General features: G+C 27.7%; 19 protein-coding genes. 11 read left to right on the top strand and 8 right to left on the bottom strand.

Going from position 1 to position 20,167, the window contains the following annotated elements:
* Positions 1 to 3 precede the first annotated feature (3 nt).
* Positions 4 to 756: an exonuclease domain-containing protein gene (locus ALEK_RS10015; protein WP_071625300.1), complete on the top strand. Its 753-nt coding sequence runs from the start codon at positions 4 to 6 to the stop codon at positions 754 to 756.
* 46 nt (positions 757 to 802) lie between these two features.
* Here the strand turns inward: ALEK_RS10015 and ALEK_RS10020 are convergent, their stop codons facing one another.
* Entirely contained in the window at positions 803 to 1,249 is a 447-nt protein-coding gene (locus ALEK_RS10020; RefSeq protein WP_071625299.1) for a cache domain-containing protein, read from the bottom strand.
* Between the two features lie 173 nt (positions 1,250 to 1,422).
* On the opposite strand from ALEK_RS10020, the gene ALEK_RS10025 reads away from it, so the two are divergent.
* Positions 1,423 to 1,857, top strand: a complete 435-nt coding sequence (locus ALEK_RS10025) for a hypothetical protein (RefSeq protein WP_071625298.1) — start codon at positions 1,423 to 1,425, stop codon at positions 1,855 to 1,857.
* 29 nt (positions 1,858 to 1,886) lie between these two features.
* On the opposite strand, the gene ALEK_RS10030 is transcribed toward ALEK_RS10025, so the two are convergent.
* Both ALEK_RS10030 and ALEK_RS10035 read right to left on the bottom strand, forming a co-directional pair.
* On the bottom strand, positions 1,887 to 2,978 hold the full coding sequence (locus tag ALEK_RS10030) for a CDP-glycerol glycerophosphotransferase family protein (RefSeq protein ID WP_071625297.1): 1,092 nt from the start codon (positions 2,976 to 2,978) through the stop codon (positions 1,887 to 1,889).
* Positions 2,979 to 2,986: 8 nt separating this feature from the next.
* Positions 2,987 to 3,379, bottom strand: a complete 393-nt coding sequence (locus ALEK_RS10035) for an FAD synthase family protein (protein ID WP_071625296.1) — start codon at positions 3,377 to 3,379, stop codon at positions 2,987 to 2,989.
* 186 nt (positions 3,380 to 3,565) lie between these two features.
* Between ALEK_RS10035 and ALEK_RS10040 the strand changes: the two genes are divergently transcribed.
* The 4 genes from ALEK_RS10040 to ALEK_RS10055 all read left to right on the top strand — a co-directional run bounded on the left by ALEK_RS10040 (position 3,566) and on the right by ALEK_RS10055 (position 8,618).
* Positions 3,566 to 4,900: a sodium-dependent transporter gene (locus ALEK_RS10040; RefSeq protein ID WP_071625295.1), complete on the top strand. Its 1,335-nt coding sequence runs from the start codon at positions 3,566 to 3,568 to the stop codon at positions 4,898 to 4,900.
* A 216-nt stretch (positions 4,901 to 5,116) separates the two neighbouring features.
* Positions 5,117 to 6,703 (top strand): hypothetical protein, encoded by a 1,587-nt coding sequence (locus ALEK_RS10045; protein WP_071625294.1) that lies wholly within the window; start codon positions 5,117 to 5,119, stop codon positions 6,701 to 6,703.
* Entirely contained in the window at positions 6,700 to 7,944 is a 1,245-nt protein-coding gene (locus tag ALEK_RS10050) for an SEL1-like repeat protein (protein WP_071625293.1), read from the top strand. The genes ALEK_RS10045 and ALEK_RS10050 overlap by 4 nt, the downstream gene beginning before the upstream one ends.
* On the top strand, positions 7,944 to 8,618 hold the full coding sequence (locus tag ALEK_RS10055; protein ID WP_071625292.1) for a hypothetical protein: 675 nt from the start codon (positions 7,944 to 7,946) through the stop codon (positions 8,616 to 8,618). The genes ALEK_RS10050 and ALEK_RS10055 overlap by 1 nt, the downstream gene beginning before the upstream one ends.
* Positions 8,619 to 9,280: 662 nt before the next feature.
* Here the strand turns inward: ALEK_RS10055 and ALEK_RS10060 are convergent.
* Positions 9,281 to 10,420 carry a glycerate kinase gene (locus ALEK_RS10060; RefSeq protein WP_071625291.1) on the bottom strand — a complete coding sequence of 380 codons (1,140 nt, stop codon included), beginning with the start codon at positions 10,418 to 10,420 and terminating at the stop codon, positions 9,281 to 9,283.
* 93 nt (positions 10,421 to 10,513) lie between these two features.
* Here ALEK_RS10060 and ALEK_RS10065 point away from each other — a divergent pair, with 93 nt between their 5' ends.
* On the top strand, positions 10,514 to 10,894 hold the full coding sequence (locus tag ALEK_RS10065) for a thiol-disulfide oxidoreductase DCC family protein (RefSeq protein ID WP_071626109.1): 381 nt from the start codon (positions 10,514 to 10,516) through the stop codon (positions 10,892 to 10,894).
* Positions 10,895 to 11,079: 185 nt separating this feature from the next.
* On the opposite strand, the gene ALEK_RS10070 is transcribed toward ALEK_RS10065, so the two are convergent.
* The 3 genes from ALEK_RS10070 to ALEK_RS10080 all read right to left on the bottom strand — a co-directional run bounded on the left by ALEK_RS10070 (position 11,080) and on the right by ALEK_RS10080 (position 14,166).
* The gene (locus ALEK_RS10070; RefSeq protein WP_071625290.1) at positions 11,080 to 11,877 is read right to left on the bottom strand and encodes a 3'-5' exonuclease; all 798 of its coding nucleotides are present in this window, start codon (positions 11,875 to 11,877) and stop codon (positions 11,080 to 11,082) included.
* Between the two features lie 66 nt (positions 11,878 to 11,943).
* On the bottom strand, positions 11,944 to 13,380 hold the full coding sequence (gene dgt, locus ALEK_RS10075; RefSeq protein ID WP_071625289.1) for a dGTPase: 1,437 nt from the start codon (positions 13,378 to 13,380) through the stop codon (positions 11,944 to 11,946).
* 39 nt (positions 13,381 to 13,419) lie between these two features.
* On the bottom strand, positions 13,420 to 14,166 hold the full coding sequence (locus ALEK_RS10080) for an ion transporter (RefSeq protein ID WP_083574551.1): 747 nt from the start codon (positions 14,164 to 14,166) through the stop codon (positions 13,420 to 13,422).
* Between the two features lie 75 nt (positions 14,167 to 14,241).
* Here ALEK_RS10080 and ALEK_RS10085 point away from each other — a divergent pair, with 75 nt between their 5' ends.
* From ALEK_RS10085 to aat, 4 genes are all read left to right on the top strand, one after another.
* A complete protein-coding gene (locus ALEK_RS10085; RefSeq protein ID WP_164072410.1) occupies positions 14,242 to 14,409 on the top strand; it encodes a hypothetical protein in 168 nt (55 codons plus the stop codon).
* Positions 14,410 to 14,518: 109 nt separating this feature from the next.
* Complete coding sequence (locus tag ALEK_RS10090) at positions 14,519 to 17,143, top strand: hypothetical protein (RefSeq protein WP_071625288.1); 2,625 nt, start codon at positions 14,519 to 14,521, stop codon at positions 17,141 to 17,143.
* A 9-nt stretch (positions 17,144 to 17,152) separates the two neighbouring features.
* Positions 17,153 to 18,907 carry an LruC domain-containing protein gene (locus tag ALEK_RS10095; protein WP_071625287.1) on the top strand — a complete coding sequence of 585 codons (1,755 nt, stop codon included), beginning with the start codon at positions 17,153 to 17,155 and terminating at the stop codon, positions 18,905 to 18,907.
* A gap of 53 nt (positions 18,908 to 18,960) precedes the next feature.
* Positions 18,961 to 19,629 (top strand): leucyl/phenylalanyl-tRNA--protein transferase, encoded by a 669-nt coding sequence (gene aat, locus ALEK_RS10100; protein ID WP_071625286.1) that lies wholly within the window; start codon positions 18,961 to 18,963, stop codon positions 19,627 to 19,629.
* A gap of 8 nt (positions 19,630 to 19,637) precedes the next feature.
* Here aat and ALEK_RS10105 read toward each other — a convergent pair whose 3' ends face one another.
* Positions 19,638 to 20,048 carry a hypothetical protein gene (locus tag ALEK_RS10105; protein WP_071625285.1) on the bottom strand — a complete coding sequence of 137 codons (411 nt, stop codon included), beginning with the start codon at positions 20,046 to 20,048 and terminating at the stop codon, positions 19,638 to 19,640.
* Positions 20,049 to 20,167 lie beyond the last annotated feature (119 nt).

Below are 20,167 nucleotides of genomic sequence, written 5' to 3' on the forward strand. Positions count from 1 at the left end.
ACCATGCAACATTATGTGTTATTTGATACAGAAACAACAGGAAATCAAGAAGACGATAGAGTTATTCAATTTGGAGCTATGATTGTAGATCAAAAAGGTAAAGTTGAAGCTTATGATGAATTTTGTCATAGTGATGTAGCAATCAAAATTGAAGCTATGGAAGTACATAACATTACTCCTGATTTAATTGTTGGTAAACCAAAAGCAGTTGAAACTACATTTTACAAAAGATTAGAAGAGTTAAACACTCCTGAGAACTTCTTAATTGCTCATAATATTTCATTTGATATGGGAATGATTCAAAAAGAAGGATTTGTAAATAACTTCCAACTTATTGATACTTTAAGATGTGCTAAACATTTATATTCAGAAATGCCTTATCATAGATTACAATACCTAAGATATGCACTAGAATTATATAAAACAGAACAAGCAGAAGCTAATAAACATGGAATTACTATTAAAGCCCATGATGCAATTGGTGATGTTCTTGTAATGAAATTATTCTTAACTAAATTAGTTGGTAAATGTAGAGAGGTTTATCCTGACTATAATCCAATGGAAAAATTAGTTGAGCTTACTAAAACTCCTGTTTTTATCAAAACTTTTAAATTTGGTAAACACAAAGGTAAAGAAGTAGCAGAAGTTGCTAAAAATGATTCAGGATACTTAAACTGGATGAGATCTAATATGGATTTAGATGAAGATTTAAAATATACTTTAGACAAAGTATTAGGTAGTAACGACTCTTATTAAAACACTCTAGTTCCATAATAATTAAATATTATGGAACTATTCTCTACTATTTATAGTAACCTGTACCAATAAACATATCACCATCAATTCTTTTAATGAATGAAGTTTTAGGAGTGATTTTCTTTTTAATTGGATGCGACCATTTATAATCTAACCAACCTTCTCCTTTTGTTTGTGCAATATTAATTAGTTCTTGAATTAACATTAGTCCACTTGCATCTTTTAATTTGTAAAGATTTTTCCCAACAATTTTAGAGTTTGAACCAAGAGCTTTATTTACACCATTAAAGTCATATGCAAACATATATAATTCACCTCTGATGAATTTACCTTTAGGATCATTGAACTCTTTTAAACAGGCTTCAGTACCTTGTTGTTTACAAAGTTCAACACCTTCATTTACAAATGATTTTACTTCATCTACTGTAGCTGCATAAGATAAAGACATTCCTAAAACTAAAGAAACACCAACTTTTGAAATTTTTGATAACATATCTTTCTCCTTAATATAGTATATATTCATTATAAATCTGTTATGTGAAATCTATATGATATTCTTTAGCTAAAATTAAGAATTTGAACTTATAAAATATTTAGTTATTTTATAAACAAAATCTACATAAAAGTAGTGTAAAATTATTTTATTAAAACAAAAAAGGTTTTATTATGGAAACTGAAAACATAACAAAACGATTAAAAGTTTATCAAATCACTTCAATAATCACTATTCTTTTTACCTTAGTTGGCTTCTCCTATAATGTATATAGGTTAGAACAAAGTGAAATAAATAGTAATATTAGAACCTCAAGTTTTGAAATGCTAAAAGAATTAGCAAACTTAGAGCAAATAGTCTATGCATCACATTATGAAAAAGATGATAAAGATGGAAATCCAAGAACGGGATGGGTAAAGGTTGGTATTATTACTGATTTAAGTTTGATTTGTTTTCAAGAGAAAAATATGCAAACCCAAATCTTACATACAACATGGAAAAATAATTGGGCAACAATGAAAGATAATAGGGAATCCGCTAATAATATAGTAAATAGTATTGATAATGTAAGGATAAAAATAAGAGAAGTACTAAAAAATCTTAATTGATTTTAGACTTCCCTTTGTAGTTTAATAAACTATTTTTTTAGTTTTACTACTCTTTGTTCTCTTTGGATTATATATTCAGAGATTTTATTTATAAATCTTTGACTACTTTCCCCTTGAGTATATGAACCTAAATAATACTCTTTTACTTTTATTCTTTGTTTTTTATTTGTATCATTTTTTAATTCATCATCTAATATTTCAATAACATTATCAAAATTATCTTTATTTATAGTTACGAAAGCTTTAGTAAGTTCATTTATACTTTGGTCTTCTAAAATCTCAATATAAGCAGCTGGTTTATTAGTATGCAAATAGTCAATCATTACAGAAGTATTATCAAAGAATGCAAAATCAACTAATGTAAATACATCATTAATATTCTCTTCTTCCATATAATAAGCATTTGATGATTCATCAACTTTTCTTTTTATTTCCATATCAGCTATCTTAGCATCTTCATCTCTAACGCCAATAGCGGAATGAGGTTTGTAAATTAAGATATTATTCTCATTAGCTAAAATTTTCTCTACAAGTTCAACACCATATTTTGGAACAGAAGTATAATTCATACTAGGATGAGTAGCCTCCCAAGTAGGAGCATACAAAATTACATTTTGACCATCTCTTTTTTCTAATTGCATTTGATTAATAAAATCAAGCTGTGGTCGCCCTACTTGTATGAATTTATTAGGATTAAAATTTAATAAATACTCTTCATATCTATCTGTCCCTCTTTGACCTACTGTAAATACATAATCATAGGCTTGAGATTGATTAGATCGCATTGATTCCTTTTCACTCTCACCATGATTTAAATGAACATGATAACCTCTACTATATCTTACTGATTGGAAATTTTTAAGAGAGTTATTAATATATAATAAAACTGCAAATTCATTTTCATCATAAAATTCTATTAAATCACTAAATGATTCAAGATAAACAACTTCAATAGATTGATCTTTTAAATATTGTTTATAAACCTCATAATCAGTTATAATATATAAAACCTTATGTTTCTTATCTAATTCCTCAAATGGTCTTTGCCATTGTTTTATCTGATAGTATGAGTTAATACCACCAGAAAAATATACTATTACTTCGCAGTTTTTATGATTCAATTTAACCTCTATAATGTTTTGATTTTTTCTATAAGTTCTGTAGTTGAGATATCTGGAGTTCTAGGTAGATATATAACTTCACAAATATCACTAAATTCGTCAAATTTTCCAGTCCAATCACATCCCATAATAAGACAGTCTGCTTTATGTTCTAGCAAATATTCTCTTTTTAATTCAAGAGATTCTTCTAAAAAGACTTCATTTACAAAGTCTAAGGATGAAATAATATGCATTCTTTCATCTTCAGTATAAAAAGGCTTTCTTCCCTTTTTTTTAAAGTTTAATTTATCAGAAGATATTCCAACAACTAACTCATTTCCATGAGACGCAGCTCTTTCTAGGATTCTTAAATGTCCTAAGTGAAAGATGTCAAAAGTTCCAAATGTTAAAACTCTTTTCATTAATACCTTTTCTAAATAATATCTATAACATATAACGATTATATAACTTAAAAAATTAATTAGTTATTAAATTTACTATTTACATTAAATCTACAAAATATAGTTTAATTTCATAAAATATTGATAAATTTCATTTAAGTTTCATTTAATTTCACTATAATTACCTAAAAATTTTAGGGGTTTTTTTTGAATAAATTTTCAAGAATTGGATTTATCCTTGCTGCAGCGGGTTCTGCTGTTGGTTTAGGAAATATATGGAAATTCCCATATGTTACAGGAGAGTATGGAGGTGGTGCATTTGTACTAGTATACCTTCTTGCTATTTTATTTATTGGTTTAACAGTATTCTTAGCAGAAGCAGTTATCGGTCAAAACGCACAATCAGATGTAGCTACGTCATTTGTAAAGACTTCAAAAACAAAAAATGAAAATTGGAAGTTTGCAGGATTTATGATTATTAGTGGTTTACTAATTTTATCATTCTATTCAGTTGTATTAGGATGGATTTTAAATTATGTATTTACTTCATTCTCAGCATTACCTACAGAAGCTGCTGTTGCAGGAGCTGCGTTTGAAAAGCTAATTAGTGACGATATTGGTTCATTAATTGTTTATCATACACTTATTGCGGGAACTGTAGTATTTATTGTTCTAAAAGGTATCAAAGACGGAATTGAAAAAATCAACTTAATCTTAATGCCATTATTAGGTCTTATTTTAGGTGGTTTATTAATCTACGCATTAACTTTAGATTCATTCTCACAAGCTGTATCATTTATGTTTACACCTGATTTCTCTAAGATTAATGGTGATGCATTACTTGCAGCATTAGGACAAGCATTCTTTACACTATCACTTGGTGTTGGTACAATTATGACTTATTCTGCTTCATTACCAAAAGAAGCTAACTTTGTTAAATCATCATTTATGGTTGCTATTGTTGATACAAGTATTGCAATTATTGCTGGTTTAATTATTTTCTCATTCCTATTTGAAGCTGGTGCTCCAAGTGCAGCAGGACCTGGATTAGTATTTATTTCATTACCAGTTATTTTCTCTGGATGGGGAGTATTAGGACAAGTTATTGCTGTTTCATTCTTTGTTGCATTAGTATTCGCAGGAATCACTTCTGCTGTATCAATGATTGAACCATCACTTAAATTCTTCATTGAAAGATTTAATTTTACTAGAAGAAAAGCTACTATTCTTTGTGGTTCTATTTTCTATGTATTAGGTATTGTTGCATTATTATCAATGTCTAAATCTTATGGTGCGGAGTTAACATTCTTTGGTAAAAATGCCTTTGATTGGATGGACTTTGCAACATCATCTGTAATGATGCCATTAGCAGCATTAATCACTTGTATTTTCTTAGGATATTTTGTTGATCAAGATATGTTAAAAGAGAAGTTTACAAAACACACAAGTCAAGCAGTATTTAATATCTGGTATTCGCTGATCAGATATATTGTACCTCTTGCAATTATTGTTTTATTCTTAAATAAATTAGGATTAATATAATACTTTAATCAAAGGCTTAGGCCTTTGATTTTCTACTAAACTCTACAAAGTTAATTATCATTAAATACATTTAATATTATTTACTGTACTATATCATCAACTTTTGAGGATGTGACATAGTGGCTGTGTGCTGGGCTCCAATCCAAATATACTAGCCCGATTTCCATTGTCACTCAAACATCAATATACTTTTATATAGAAATTTTAGGAGATATTATGAATAAACAAGTAAAAACAACACTACTTCATATTCCACTTTTAGTATTTCAATACTATGCTATTTTATCTTGTACTCAAAAAAATATTGAGTATTCAAATATAAATTATTTAGAACCACTTGGTTTATTAATCCTTATTCCAATGATTATCATTACTATATATATGACTTACAGATTAAAATCTATACATAAATATACAAGAGAATTATATTTATTTGTACTACTTTTTACTCCTACTTCTGTTGGATTCCTGGATAATCATATTGTATCTTCTCTTATTCCATTTTTAATCTATTCAATAAGTTTTTTCTATATTGACAATATAAAAAATGATGATTTTAGTGAAAATGATAATAAAAAAGAGATAGCTCCAAGAGTTTATAATCAATTTTTAGATAACACTTTAGATGAGGGATTTGAAAAGTTTGATTGTAAAAAAGAATTGATTTTATTTGATGATATCAAAGATTGTGAAATATTAGAAGTAAACAAACTAAATGAAGAAATAGGTATAGTTTACATGAAAAATAATACAAAAAAGTTTTTAAAAATAGAACCAATTTATCATATGAGTTCAATAAATGGAATAACTACATTTTTTAAAATTGACTCTAAACCATTAGATCAGATCATTACAAATACTCTTTATAGTGAAGAAGAAAAGAAAATGGTTGATCAGAATTTTATAAAAACTTCTCATGATATATTAACGGGAATAAAACAAATTGTTAATATATTTCATTTATCAAATAAGCATGATATACACAATAGAAATGATATACTTGAAATTATTTATAAAGATAATAAAAACTTAACTAACTCATATAGACTACATTTCACTAATAATGAAAATGAAGATATAAAACTAGATATTAAAAAGTATGAAGATATTTTCTCTTTTAAAACAAGAGTTTTAGAGGATAAAGATAAAACACAATTATTATACTCTTATGATCAAAAATATTTTTGTCCTAAGATGGAATATAACTATTTAGAAGAAGTATATGATGAATCAAAAGATTGTGAGAACTTATCTCCTCAAATAAGAAGAAAAGCTATATGTTCTTATGATTATGATTTTCCTTTAACTACATTTGGTAGGAAAATTAGATTTGTATTAGATGATAAGGAAGGTATAAAAGCATATAACATATCTCATTCGCATCTTTTGAATCCTCTCTTTCTACCTAGTAAAGAAATCTATGCTTATTTAAATGAAAAAGAAAAGAAAAAACTACATCATTTTTTAGCTATTGCACAAATGTATTTAAATGACTTATATGTGAATAGAGAGTTTGATAATCAATTTGTAATAGATACTTTTGAAAATGAAGATGATGATTGGAGATTTGATAAGTTAGAAGAAATTCTTGAAAATAGTAACTGGATAAAGAAAAGATACTATGATAATGCAGAGCAAGGTCATTCTGCTTCAATGTTAGTAGATATTTATTATAAAGAAAATAATGAAGATAAAAAGTTTGTACTGTTTAATGAAAATGATTGGTTAAGTTTTAAAATATCAGTTAAATATAATGATGATGTAAAAAGTGAAGTTGAAGAGTTACTGAAGGATATAATGTGATTAAATTCCAAAATAGTATTTTATTTGTATTTTTATTTATAAGCACTATAAATCTTAATGCATCAGAAGAAATAGAACTTAATAATGAGTTCAAAAAATATGTTCCAAAAGAGTCTCAATACAAATGTAATGGGTTAAATGACTTATGTAAAAAGTTTTACATAGGATACAATCTATTTTCTGTTCAAGGAAGAACAAAACAGAGTTTAGAATATTTACTTGAAGCATATGAAAATAATATATCTTCTATACTTAAAGATGATTGGGATGCTAAAGATAACTATTTAACTGATAATATATCTAGACTTTATGGAAGACTTGGTGATAAAAAAAATCAAATTAAATATTTAAAACTTTCAATAAAAGCAGGGGAAGACCAGAATATTTGTTATCTAGGAAGAGAATATGATAAGTTAGATATGCTAAAAGAAGCACATGAACTTTTTAAAGAAGGCTCTTCTAAAAACTATACTGAATGCTTTACAGACTATGGAATGTATCTTTTTAATGGAAGATATGTAAAAAAAGATGAAGAATTAGCAGGTAAATATTGGGAAAAAGCTTATTGGGACGATAGTTATGGAGATATAGCAAATTATAATATGGCTGTATATTATGGCTATAAAAACAATGATAGACTCTATAAGTATCATATGCTAAAAGCATCACTATTGGGAGATGAGGAAGCTAAATCTTATCTAAAAAGCCCATATATAAAAAGTATAAGTACCACAAAACTATTTTTAGAAGAAGCATTAGGAAGTAAATATAAAGATATTTCAAAAGTAAAAAATCTAGAGTTCTCAAATAGTTTTGATTTATACTATAGACTAAAAAAAATGTTTAATAGAAAAAATAAACTTTATACTAAATGGGAAGAAGACTATGAATATCAAGATAAAAGATGGGATGAAGATAAATCAAATGTAGTTAAGTTTTATAGAGACCAAAGTTCATTGATTTTTGAAGATAAAAAACTGATACTAGAAACAACATTAAATAATCACTTTAATCAAAGAAAAATAATAGTAGATATGAAGCTTTTATATAAGGTTTTATTAGTTGATTTAAGTGAAGCTAAGGAATTTAATAAATTTTATACTGTAACAGTTGGCTTAATATCAAAAAATGAAAGCTTTGAATTTAAAAATAAAATATCACAATATAATTATAAGTTTTACTGGTATGCAAAATATGATAAAGGTAGTGGTAAATTAATAGTTGAGATAGGAATAGTTTAATGAGTTCAAAACAACAAAAAAGAAATCTTTTTATTGCCTATATTGTTTTATTTTCTTTTATTATATGGGGTACATTTTTTAATGATAATGAAAAAGAAAATAGTTCTTCTAATACATCTCTATCAAATGAACAAATCAAAATATTATCAAACTCTTTAATCAGACCAACTCAAGGTGATATGCCAACAAATGAATATTTAAAAATGAAAGAGGTTTTTGAGAAAGACTTTATTGTTAATTTTCTAGATTCATTTAAGGAACTAAGTACTAGTGATAAAAAACTTATAGGGAATAGCTTTAAAAAGTTTTATCATAATCAAATAAAACTAAAAAAACTTTTTGAAGAAGAATTAATTTATAAGTTTATGGAAAGAAATATTTCTTATAAATATGACTTTACTATTAAGACTATATCAGAATATAATATCTATTTAAAACTGTTTGATAACCATGAAGAAAAAATAGTTTTTAAAATAGACTTTGAAAAAAAAGAAAAAGAATACTCTTCAAAATATTTTTCAAAAGAGTATATAAAAGTATATTTACCATATATAAATACAACCCTTTATACACCTTTAGATAAAAAAATAGTAGTGGAAAAAATGTTTAATCTTTTGGAAAATTCAGCCAAACAATTAAAACTAATAAATGAAAAACTTAAAATAAGAAAATAGGAATAACCATGTTTGAAGTAAGAGTTGGTGAATGTATAGAAACTGCTAGTAAATATTTATCGAAAAACAATTAGATGAAAATCTTAAACTATTTGCTGTACGTTGCGATACAAAAGAAGAATTAATTGAAGATTGGAATACTTATGGAGATTTTTATTTTATACGTGGATATGAGGATTATTATTTTTCAATCCACTATGTAGAAGAAAATGCCCAAAAGATTGTAGAAGAAATCAATAAAAAGAATATAAACATACACAAACAGTTAAAGGCATAGATTTAGATAATAAAGAATTAGCTATAAGAGTTGGAGATTTATATTATGATTCACTTTCAGAGTTTCTAGAAGCCTTATCTGAAAAACTACATGAAGATGGAATTGCTGATAAAAACAGAGGAAGAAAGAAATTATCAGATTCTCTATTTCAAGCTTCACAAGATATAAAAAAAGCTAGTGAATCTATAGATATTGCTTGGGATATATGTGAGCCTTTTGTAAAGTCATGGCACGATAAGAATGATTTAGAGTATAATCAGTAAAAGATAAAAAGTCCTATTATAAAATATTTTGTGATGGAGTAATAAGTATTGAACTACATGGTAATTCAATAAAAACTCTTATAAAAAATTATGCTTTATTCTACTAGATAAATAGCAGAATTTTACATAGATAAGCACTTGGCTATATTAAAAGCTGTTAGTTCTAGATTTCTTTTTGACTCTTTTTTAATTGTTTCAAAATCCATAGATATTGGTGTTATATCAAAAACTGCATCAATTCCATAATCAAATACAACTTCATAATCATTGCTAACGCATCCAGCAATTGCAATTACTTTTTTATCATATTTCTTTGCTAGTTTTGCTACACCAATTGGAGTTTTCCCATTAATAGTTTGAGAATCAATTTTACCCTCACCTGTTATAACTAAATCTGCTTTTTGTATTATTTGCTCTAAACCAGCTTTATCCATAATTATATCAATACCACTTTTTAGTTTTGCATCTAAGAATGTAATCAAAGCAAATCCTAATCCCCCGGCAGCTCCACAACCTTCTATATCTCTTCTTTTTATAGATAGTGTGCTTTCGCATAAATCTGCAAAACTTGAGACATAAGAGTCAAGAGTTTTTATCATATCTTTATTTGCGCCTTTTTGTTTTCCAAAAACATAAGAAGCACCATTTGAGCCACATAAAGGATTTTTTACATCACAAGCAACTTCAATATTAATATTTTTGAATTTTTCTTTTAATAAACTTGCATCAAAACTTGAGATATTTTCTAAGTCTTTTCCACACACTAAAGGTAAAATATTATTTTTGTTATCATAAAAAATAACCCCTAAAGCTTGAAGCATACCAATACCACAATCATTTGTAGCACTTCCTCCAAGACCTAAAACAAAATCTTTTACACCATTTTCTAGGGCATGATTTATTAATTGTCCAAAACCATAAGAGCTTGTATTCATAGGATTTTTCTCGTTTTGAGATAGAAGTTCTAATCCACTAGCACTAGCCATTTCAATAATTGCTGTTTTTTTATCTCCTAATATTCCGTAAAAAGATTCTACTTCACGAAAAAGTGGATCATAAACTTTTGTTTTAATAATCTCCCCAGAAGTTGAGTTTACTAAAACTTCTACAGTACCCTCACCTCCGTCAGCTAGGGGAATTGTATGAAAGTTTGCATTTGTAAACACTCTTTGAAAACCATTTTTTATACCATCACAAACTTCTTGTGCACTCATGGTTTCTTTGAAAGAATCAGGAGCAATAATAATATTTTGTTTATTCATTATTTTTCTTTTTAATTTTAATCTTAGGTATATTATAGCCAATGTTAAGTACTATACGTTTAAGCAAAATATAATGAAGGCTAAATTTTGATTATGATTTACGATAGTAATTGTACATTATGTGAATCTTCTGTTCATTGGATTATTAAAAACGATAAAAATAAACATTTTAAATTTTTAAGTGCCCATTCAAGATTAGGTAAAAATTACTTATTAAAATACAATCTTGACCCAGATGATTTAGAAACTGTAACATTAATAAGAAATGATATTGCATATATAAAAAGTGATGCTGTTCTAGAAACTGCAAAAGAACTAGATGGTTCATGGAAACTATTTTATATATTCAAAATCATACCAAGATTTTTAAGAGACAAAATATATATGTATGTTTCTAGAAATAGATTTAAACTCTTTGGGGATAGAGAAAAATGCATCTTACCTGAAGATGACATCAAAGATAGATTTATTTAGCCATTAAAAAAGGGGAGAAATACGCAGATTTCATCCCCTTTTTTTCATTATTTACGTAAACTCTATGTTTACATTTCACTATATAGTGAACTTTTATTTAATTAAATTTGTTACAATATTAAAAATGATAATCCTTTGTCATTAGCACCTCCATATTGTTTGGTTACTCTAATTATAACATCATTTTAAGTTAAAGCCAACTTAAATTCATTCAAATTATTTTCAAAATGATTTTCTTCAAACTTTTCTTTAAACCATTCTGGTAAGATTTCAAGTAAATATGGGTACTTAATAATCATGGTTAAAAACACATCATATACACAAGAAGAATCTTCACTTGCATATTTAATTTGAGACTCTGTAAGTTGCCTATTTTCCCAGTTTGATCTAGAAGCTCTACCTGTTTTTTGTAGTCTTTGATTTAAGAAAAATAGTACACTTTTTTTAGCTCCAATTTCATTTGGATATGAAAGTTTTGATTTAAATAATGCACCAAAATCAATACAACTTTTTAAATGAATTTTATACTCATCAAATAAAGATTTACTATCTCCTCTAAGACCAATTCCTACTTTTGTTACATCAGGACTTGATAAAACATCTAATAATGGACTTAGATTTTGAATTTTCTGAACTTGAATTACATATGAGTAATATTGATCTGACAATTGAACGATTGCCATTTTACTAGGAGTTTCACCTTTTTTGAATACTGGTTTTTGTTCTGTATCAAAACCTACAATTTTTGATTTTATGATATTTTTTATAGCAATATTTAACTGTTTTTGATTATCAATAATTTGGACTTTTCTTTGTCCTACTGTATATGCAGTTTTATCTTTATCATCTAAGTCATTAATATGATCTAATTTTGCAAGAAATTCTAAAAACTCTAATGTAGATGTATCTACATCAGAAAGTGCCGTGTCAAAAGCCGAATTATAGGCTTGTTTTAGTTTTGTAGCAGAGTCTTCTCCACACATCTTAGCAATTAAATCTAATCTTTTTTTACTTAATATCGAATCTGAAATATTTATAACTTATCCTTCTTATTTCAATGCATTTAGAGTTTTATACTCATCATAAGCATAATCGTCCGTCATTCCCGTAATATAATCTATTAATAACCTAGCTCTAAAATACCACTCTTCAAGTTGGTATCTTTCTTCATTGTTATTTTCAATATTTGTCACACTATTTTTATAGGCAACAATATGTTTTGAAGATAATCTTCTAATTAGTCTATGAGAAATAAAACATGATATTTGTTCATCATTAACTAATTTTTGGAAATCTTCACTTGATAGTTTTAATAAAGGCGTATAGTTATCAAACAAACTAGTAAGTATCTTGTGACCTTTTAACTCTAGTGTTTGAATGTCTTTATTGTTATAAATATATTTTATAGAAATATTTTGTAATACTTCTACAGCTTTTGTATATTTACTGCTTTTATCATATTCTAATAAGGCATTATTAAAACTACCATTAAATAAAGCTTCATGGTTTTCTAAATAAACATCAGAAACATGTTCAACTAAAGCATGAGTTAGTTTAGCTCGTGTTAAAGTCAAAAATAGATTAAACTGATAAGGTTCATCTTCTTTTTCTTTTGCTTTATTGTAAAAACCTTCTACTAAATCTAGAAGATATGTTTCATTCATTTTTTCACATTCTTCTTTTATTAATCTAAAAATATCTTCAAATTTTAAGATACCTTTATCAACAGCATCTTCAATATCTGCATTTAAATAAGAGATATCATCAGCAGCTTCCATAATATAAGTAATAGGGAATCTACATCCCTCTTCTAATAATAAAGCATCTTTGATTTTAGATACTATTTCTTTTTCAGAGTAGTAATATCCTGGCTTCTTTTTTAAATATGAATACTTATCATCTTTATTTGGTTTTTCTTCATATGCAGCTCTTGTATATTTTAGAATTGAAGCTATTTGTGAATATGAAAGGTTTAGTCTTTGAAGTTTTGTAACTACTCTAATGGCTTGAGCATTTCCATCAAAATTACAAATATCAGCAACTAACATATTTTTTAAATCTAAGTTCTCTTCATTAACGTTCACATGATTATCAAATATTTCCATACCTGATTTACTCATCCAATCATTTATAGCAATTTCTGCAAAATGTCCGAAAGGAGGATTTCCAATATCATGAAGTAAACTTGTCATTTCAGCAGTAGAAATAAAAGCATCTTCTAGCCCAGCTAATCCAAACTGACCTTTTGCTTTTTTCAAAATAGTTTTTGATATAAATCTAGCTGTTTGAGAAACTTCTAAAGAGTGAGTTAGTCTACTTCTTACAGCTGCATTAAGCTCAAGTGGGAATACTTGTGTTTTCTTTTGCAGTCTTCTCAACGAAGGAGCTGATAGAATTCTTCCCCTATCACTTTCACAAGAAATATTAATATCCCTCATAGGATATAGTTCTCTATGAAGCGTTAGTTTTTTATTATAGTCAATCATTTTCACTCTTTTTAAATTAAAGCTGTTATTATATCCTATCTAGGATTGATTCTTTCTTCGTTTTTTGTCATTTAACTTTTCTAATAAAGCAGATGTAAAAATACTTCCCGGAATTGCATAAAAAGCAATACCTAAAAAGCTTACAAAAGTAGTAAGAATTCTACCTCCTAAACTAATAGGATACATATCTCCATAACCAACAGTAGTAAATGTAATAATAGCCCACCACATGGTAGCTCCCATACTAGTAAAGACTTCTGGTTGTATGTCTTTTTCAAAATAATAAACTAGTGGTGTTACTGTTATTAAAAGTACCATTACAACCACTGTAATGAAAATAAGTTCTTCTTTTTTTTCTTTTAAAATTGATGCAAAAAGATTATCAACTTCTGCAAATTTTCCAAGTCTAAATAGTTTAAAAATTCTTAATATTCGTAAAGCTCGTAAGAATCCAAAGTCAATATTAAATAAGGAAAGATAAAAAGGTAGAATTGCAATTAGGTCAATAATCATCATAGGTCTAAATAAATATTTGATTTTTTCCATCTTTTTGTTATAAGAAATACTATAAACACGTAATAAATATTCAAGAGTAAATAGTATTATATTAATAAAATTAATTATACTAAACAACTCAAAGTATTCACTCAAACCTTTTTCTGATTGTAAAAAAAGTATTACTATACTTATAAGTATATTTAAGAAAATAGCTATTTGTATTGCTATTCCAAACCTATGTTTTTTGGGATGTTCAAATATTAAATATAACTCTTTTTTTATGTTCATGGATTATCTTTATTTTGATATGAAATCTAATTTTATCAAAAGTTTTTATATAATAAGTTTTTAAAGGATTAATTGATGTTTTCAAAGATAAAAAAACTTTTTGTTAAAGAAGTGACTTTCCCTTGTATTATCTGGGATGGAAAAACTATGAAGTATTTAGACTTAACTCAAAATGAAATTGATGATATAAATACACTTGAAAAATATGAAGGTTGGACAGTCACAAAAAAAGATGATTGTTAAACTTTTATTTCCCTTCTAAATTCTCACATTTTAAGTAAAAATGCAATTTCTGCATTTTTTCTGCATTTTCTATTTTTATAATTAACAAGCTACAAACAAGGAGTTTGTTATGTATAGAATAATCTTATTTATATTTATAGTAATTTTTTTTAATAGTTGTGGCTCTAATAATGAAAATAAAACTGGATACTTTATTGATGCACCAGTAAGTGGGATTGAATACACTTGTGGTTCTCAACAAGGATTTACAGGAGAAAATGGAGAGTTCACATATAATTCCTCGTGTAAAGTAGTATTCACAGTAGGTGGAATTGTATTAGGAGAAATTAATGGTGAGGATATCAACACTGATAGCAATGTTTTGCCTTCTGATATTATGGGTGTTAGTAGAGAGAACATAACTGATACAAAAGTTGTAAAGTTAATACAATTCTTACAATCTATAGATAATGATGATAATCCAGACAACAATATTGTCATTACAAAAGATACTCATAAAGCCTTACTAAATTGTGATTTTAATTTTGAAAAAGACAAAGATCATACTGCTGATATTGTAGAAGCAATAACAATATTAAATAAAAAGCTAGTTTCTAAAGAACAAGCAATTTCACACTACAAAAAAGAACTAGAAAAAAGACTTCTTATAAAACCTACGAAAGAGGAAGTAAAGACTGTAAACATTCCAAAAGAAGAAGTAAGTGAAAATATAGTTCTTGATGAACCAGAAAAAGAAATAAAAGAGCCCAAAATAACGCCTATTAAAATAGTGATTAAAAAACCTATTGAAAAAATAGCTATTGTAGAGGAAACTCCTGAAGTAATCGAAGAGATTGCTCTAGTGGAAGAAGTTGTTGAACAAGAAGAAACTCCCGAGGTAGTTGAAGAAGTAATAGAGGAAATTGCTTTAGTTGAGGAAATTGTTGAGCAAGAAGAAGAGATAGCTGAACCTATCGTTGAAGAAATTGCTCAAGAAGAAACTCCTGAAGTAGTTGAAGAACCAATTGTAGAAGTTGCTCTTCTAGAAGAAGTTATTGAACAAGAAAAAGTGATTGTTGAACCTATCGTTGAAGAAATTGCTCAAGAAGAAACTCCTGAAGTAGTTGAAGAACCAATTGAAGAAATTACTTTAGTTGAGGAAGTTATTGTTGAGCAAGAAGAAATAATAGTTGAGCCTATCATTGAAGAAATAGTTCAAGAAGAAACTCCCAAAGTAGGAGAAGAAGCAATCGAGGAAATCGTTCTTGTGGAAGAAGTGATTGCGCAAGAAGAAATAATTGTTGAACCTATCGTTGAAGAGGTAGTTCAAGAAGAAACTCCAGAAGTGGTTGAAGAACCGGTTGAAGAAATAGCTCTTGTGGAAGAAACTATTGAACAAGAAGAAGTAATTATTGAACCTATCGTTGAAGAAATTGCTCAAGAAGAAACTCCTGAAGTAGTTGAAGAACCAATCGAAGAAATTGCTTTAGTTGAGGAAATTGTTGAGCAAGAAGAAGTAATTATTGAACCTATCGTTGAAGAAATTGTTCAAGAAGAAACTCCTGAAGTAATTGAAGAACCAATCGAGGAAATTGTTGAGCAAGAAGAAGAAATAGTTGAACCTATCATTGAAGAAATAGTTCAAGAAGAAACTCCCGAAGTAGTTGAAGAACCAATCGAAGAAATTACTTTAGTTGAGGAAGTTATTGTTGAGCAAGAAGAAATAATAGTTGAGCCTATCATTGAAGAACTTGTTCAAGAAGAAACTCCTGAAGTAATTGAAGAGCCAATTGTGGAAGTTGCTCTTGTGGAGGAAGTGATTGAGCAAGAAGAAATAATAGTTGAACCTATCGTTGAAGAAGTTGTTCAAGAAGAAACTCCAGAAGTTGTTGAAGAACCAATCGAAGAAGTTGCTCTTGTGGAAGAAGTGGTTGAGCAAAAAGAAGTGATTGTTGAACCTATCGTTGAAGAAGTTGTTCAAGAAGAAACTCCCGAAGTAGTTGAAGAACCAATCGAAGAAGTTGCTCTTGTGGAAGAAACTATTAAACAAGAAGAAGTAATTGTTGAACCTATCATTGAAGAAATAGTTCAAGAAGAAATTCCCGAAGTAATTGAAGAACCAATTGTAGAAGTTGCTCTTGTGGAAGAAGTTGTTGAGCAAGAAGAAGTGATTGTTGAACCTATCGTTGAAGAAGTTGTTCAAGAAGAAACTCCTGAAGTAATTGAAGAGCCAATTGTAGAAGTTGCTCTTGAGGAAGAAACTATGGAACAAGAAGAAGTGATTGTTGAACCTATCGTTGAAGAAATAGTTCAAGAAGAAACTCCTGAAGTGGTTGAAGAAGCAATTGAAATAGAAGAAGAAATAGTTGAGCCTATTGTGGAAGAAGAAGTTCTAGATGAAAGTTCACCATTTAATCTAAGTATAGAAACAGAAAACATAAATACAAATCAAGATGATATAGGGTTCTCTTATGAAAACCAAAGAGATGTAAATATAAATATCTCTGTTGAGAATTCATTGTCAAACAAACAAGTACTACTATATGAAAATATGAGTATTACTCCTACACCAGTAGGTGATTTGGAAAAACTAGAAAACATAATAATATCAACTGTATTTAATTTAGATGGAGAATTAAACCTAACTTATACATTAGGTAATCATATAACAAGCATATGGTTAGTTATCCCATTTTATGGCTTAACTATGGAAATACCAATTTCTGATAACAATGTTTATTTAGTATTAGAATAAGGAGATGTTATGAAAAATTTATTAATCACGGTACTGTTTATTAGTAGCCTGTTTTCAGAGGACTTTGTACCTGAAACTCATGATCCAAGTTGGAATTATCTTTTTGATTCCTATACTTACAAATCATCATCAGGAGCAGGAATAAAAACTGAAAATCTTGCAACTCCTGATTTTGAAGTAAGTACTGAGATATTAAACACATTCTTATATGCTTTACCAGAAGGAGTAAAATCTGATATTTCAAATCCAGATTATTTTCCTACTGATGAGCCTGAAATATTAATAGAAAAAGATGCTGATGCTTTCGTAACATTTTATTCAGAAGGTGCTGGATATAAGAATACTCTTGGTTATTATACTTATGAAGGAGATACAGGTAGAGAATCTCCAACATCAAGAGCAGAACTTAAAGAACATGGAGTAATCATATTTCCAAATACATCATTTTATTATAGTGGTGGGAAATTAAGATATGGACAAACAGTATCTTTAGGGGAACTAAAAGCGGGAACAAAAGTGATATTTTTTATAGTATCAAATGGTTGGACAGGAAGTGGTATTAGAACAACAGACTGGATGTTCTCTACAAAATCATCATTAAATCTAGAATATGATGAAAACTCTACAAAACAAGTACCTGATCATAAACATGTTGCACTATTGTGGAGTAATGTTGGTGCAGGAAATATACTACTAATGGGGTTTGAAGATATTCTAAGAACACATGGTGGTTGTGACCATGATTATAACGATGCCCTATTCTCATTTTCAACAAATCCAATGGATGCTCTAAGTTCTGCAAATGGAGAATTTACTGTAGCTCCTGCTGAATCTGACTCAGATAATGACGGAGTAAGCGATGCATTCGATGAGTTTGATCATGATCCAGAACGTGCATATACACTTCATTACCCTAAAGAAGGTGATAATGCAACTTTATTATATGAAGATATGTGGCCTAAAGAAGGTGACTATGATATGAATGACATGAGTATAGAACTGCATATTACAGAAATAAATGACAGCGCAAATAAAGTAAAAGAAGTACAATTTAGTACTAAATTACAAGCAAATGGAGCTGCTTATAAAAATGGTTTTGCTATTCAAATAAATTCACCTATTGAAAATATTGAATCATCAACTTTTTATGTAAATGGAGTTGAAACATATTCTAATGTATTAAAAAAAGATAATGAAACTACTATAGTTACATTCTTTACTGATGCAGTAGGAGAGTTTAAAAGAATGGGTACATATTATGACTTTGCTGTTTCTTCAAAAGAAAATAGTTCATGTGATGACCCATATAATAGATTTATTAATGTATGTCTAAATCGACCAAGTGTTGAAACCCCAACAATTACAGGAAATATTATATTTACAAACACAGTAGACTTAACAAGTCCACCATATAATCCTTTTTTAGTTGTTAATAATGGTGTTCTTCAATACAATGAAGTTCATCTTCCAAATTATATGCCTACTTCATTAGCAGATCTTAGTTATTTTAATATAAAACATGATGCCTCTGATATTGCTAATAATATTACATATAAAACATCTGAGGATAAACCTTGGGGATTATTAATACCTACATCTTTTTCTTATCCAATTGAAAGAGAAAATATAGGTGATGTTTATAGACACTATAATGATTGGGTTCAAAGTAATGGAACTGAATATTCAGACTGGTATATTCACACAAAAACTGATAATGAAGGAAGACTATACGCAAATCCAAACAAAATATATACTCCTCAATAAAAAGATGAAGATTTTTCTTCATCTTTATTCTTATTTAGATACTATTGCGCAATATGGAATTATTAGATAAAGAACACTGCATATATCTTCTAGATGAAGATAACTTTGATTTCCCTACTTTGGAAATGATGAACGATGACTTAGTAGCTGTTGGTGGAGATTTTCACCCTCAAAGACTTATTAATGCCTACTCAAATGGAATTTTCCCATGGTTTATAGATGAGTACAATCATATACATTGGTATAGCCCTCAAAAAAGAATGGTACTAGAACCTCAAAATATGAAAATATCAAAAAGCCTCAAAAAATCTATTAAAAACAAAGGTTTTGTTATCAAATCAAATGAGAACTTTGAAGAGGTAATAAAAAACTGTGCTAATATAAAAAGAAAACATGAAGATGAAACATGGATAAGTGATGAATTTATTCAAGCATATACTAATTTATTTCATTTAGGTTATGCTTTTTCAATTGAATGTTACTTAGAAGATGAACTTGTTGGTGGATTATATGGATTAATGATTGGTAATGTTTTTTGCGGTGAAAGTATGTTTGCTAAAGAAAGTAATGCTTCAAAAGTTGCATTTTATCATTTATGTAATCAAGCTAGAAAAAATGATATAAAACTAATAGATTGTCAAGTGCATAATGATCATTTGGAGAGTCTTGGAGCTAGTGAGATATCAAGAGAAGAATATTTTAAAATCTTAGAAGGTAAATAAACTACCTTCTAATTATAAATTTTTAAATAACTAGTAATATTTAAAAATGCTTCTTCGTTGATTTTATATTCTTGTTCTTCTGTTTTTATAAATTGATATTTTTTATTATCATCAATTTTTTTATCATCCCCTAAAACTATTCTTATCTTTTCCCAGTCATTATCAAAATATTTTTGTAATAATGGAATAATTCTGTCTTTGAAGATAACACCTAATTCAATTTTCGCTTCAGTATTTTGCTTCCCTACTAAACTTGTAAAATATCCATGTGAAATAATATGGCTTCTACCCTGCTCAAGTTGAATTCTTTTGTTAACAGTTTTTAATAAAAGTTTGATATTTATTCCCTCAATATCTTCAATTTCATTTAAAACTTTTAGATTTGGATCTAAATCATTTCTTGGTATTTTTTTGCTCATCTTCGAGATAATCCTAACTTCTAGCTTCATTGTTCATAAATTCTAATTCTTTAAACTTACTTATCATATTTTTGATTTCTTGTTTCATTTTCTAACTATAATTTAAGTGCTTATAGAAA

Origin of the sequence: Poseidonibacter lekithochrous (assembly GCF_013283835.1) — a bacterium.
GTDB lineage: Bacteria > Campylobacterota > Campylobacteria > Campylobacterales > Arcobacteraceae > Poseidonibacter > Poseidonibacter lekithochrous.